General features: G+C 59.1%; 2 protein-coding genes and 1 pseudogene. All 3 read left to right on the top strand.

What is annotated here, in order from left to right; genetic code table 11:
• The coding region (locus ACXJ7R_RS30830; RefSeq protein ID WP_457155107.1) for a hypothetical protein at window positions 1–648 on the top strand (648 nt) is incomplete at its 5' end.
• A gap of 440 nt (window positions 649–1,088) precedes the next feature.
• Complete coding sequence (locus tag ACXJ7R_RS30825; RefSeq protein WP_457155106.1) at window positions 1,089–1,727, top strand: hypothetical protein; 639 nt, start codon at window positions 1,089–1,091, stop codon at window positions 1,725–1,727.
• Window positions 1,724–2,128 (top strand): annotated as a pseudogene (locus ACXJ7R_RS30820) (hypothetical protein); the annotation flags it as partial. The gene ACXJ7R_RS30825 and the pseudogene ACXJ7R_RS30820, both read left to right, overlap by 4 nt.

Below are 2,128 nucleotides of genomic sequence, written 5' to 3'. Positions count from 1 at the left end.
CTGCCGGTGTATGCGGATTACCGACCGATGCACGGCCGGTCCAAACAGCGGGATGCGATGGGTGCGTCCACGCGGGTGAAGATCGATCTCTTTCCGGAAAACATCCGACATCTGCCGTCGGCGAAGCGGACGGTGTGGAACGTGGTTGGCAAAGCGCTTTGTTCCGAGCCGGTGAAGAACGCTTTCCGTCGCCGACTGGCACCGGCGATGGGGCGACGGTTCGGGCCCGGCTTGGCCGAGGTGGGCATGTTTCCAATCCCCATCCTAACGCGTGACATTCCGGGCTACGAAATTCCGCCGCACACGGATACACATTGGAAGGGCATCACGGTGCAGCTTTACCTGCCACCAGACGAGGCGCACACCAACATCGGGACGATCTTTCACGAGGAGCTGCCGGGCGGCGGGCTGGCGAAAAAGATGCAGATGCGTTTCGCGCCGAACACGGGCTATGCTTTCGCGGTAGACAAGGACACGTGGCACTCGGCGGACATAGTGGGGCCGGAAGTGACAACACGGGACAGCATCCTCCTGACGTATTTTGTGGATAGCGGGTTGCTGCGCATCCTGCGTAACCGGGGGAAACGGGTGGGCAACTTTATCGGCAACGAGATCCGGAATTTGGGCTGGTTCATACCGGGCACATGAGTTGGTAGCCGCGTTTTATGTCGAAGACCGAGGATCGCCGACTGATGCCTGAACCGACAACGGGAAGCCGCGAGTGGCTGGACCGGCTTGACCAGCAGGACATCTCCGACTTCGCCGCCATCCGCGGCGACGAAATCATCACCAAGCCCGGTTGTTCATCGGGCCGGGCTCGTCCAGCCGGCGCGCCGCGAAGGCGCGCCCGAGGGGCGCCGCCGGCGGTTCATCGGCAGGCGTGGGGTGGGAGTGACTTGTGGCACTGTACTTCGGTCTTCCGCTTGCAGTGCTGCCATGCTTAATTCGAGTAAATTCACATCAAATTATAGAGTTGCCACGTGATACCAATCTACATTGGGTATGACCCACGCGAATCCCGAGTTCTGGACGTAGCGCGATGGAGCGCCTACCGGCGGACAAGCACGCCGTTGCAGATACAGCCACTCGTGCTCAAAGACCTTGAAGCGCAAGGAATCATGAAGCGACCGATGGTGGTACGTGATGGCAAGCTCTGGTGCCCGATTTCCGAGGCACCGATGTCGACCGAGTTTGCCATATCGCGCTTTGCCGTTCCGTTCATGAGGCAAGGCGGCTGGGCCATGTTCTGCGATTGCGACGTCCTGTTTCTGAAGGATCCAGTCAAGCTGCTCGACCTGGTCGATCCTTCCTACGCGATTATGGCGGTCAAGCACCAGCAACGCGAATCCGAAGCGGTCAAGATGGACGGACAAACGCAGACGTTCTATCGCCGCAAAAACTGGTCGTCGGTCGTTTTGTGGAATCTGGATCATCCGGCCAACAAACGGCTGACCAACGAGATGCTCAATACGTGGCCCGGACGTGACCTCCACGCCTTCAAATGGCTTGAGGACCATGAGATCGGGGAATTGCCTCTGGCATGGAACTACCTCGTAGGGGCTTCAGCTACCGAACTCGACCCCGCCGATGTCTCGCTGGCGCACTRCACGCTAGGCGGTCCTTGGTTTGCGGGCTGGTCCGGCGCCACGCAATGGGACGAATTGTGGAGCCGAGAAGAGAGCATTCTGCGCGCGTTTGAGGAACATGCGGTTCAGATTCCCGCATGAAAACTCCGCTTTCGGACCTCTTGCCAACCTTCTCAAAGCCAATTCTTCGCTTGCCCAGTGTCACCGGTCCCGCCTTGGTGATGGGGGCAGCGCCGAATTTTCGCCTCCCGCAGGGGCATGATGCCGATTGGGGACTGGTGACGGTCAATGCTTCCCAGCTTTTGGCGGAAACCTTCGGTCTCCCAGTTCCCGACATCGCCGTGCTCCGCCGCGGCATTTTGGTCGGCCGGGACGAGCAGGATTTTTACAAGCGCGATTTGTTGAAAGGACGGCAGGCAAAGCATCTTATCATCCCGATTTGGCCGGACGTTGAAGACAAGCTGATAGCCGGTTGTCGCACCTTTGATTATCGCTATGGCACCTTGCAGGCGCTTACAAGATGGCAGCTTGCCAACATCGTC

This window comes from Mesorhizobium sp. P5_C1, from assembly GCF_054049815.1.
This window is presented reverse-complemented; position numbering and strand designations above follow the sequence as displayed.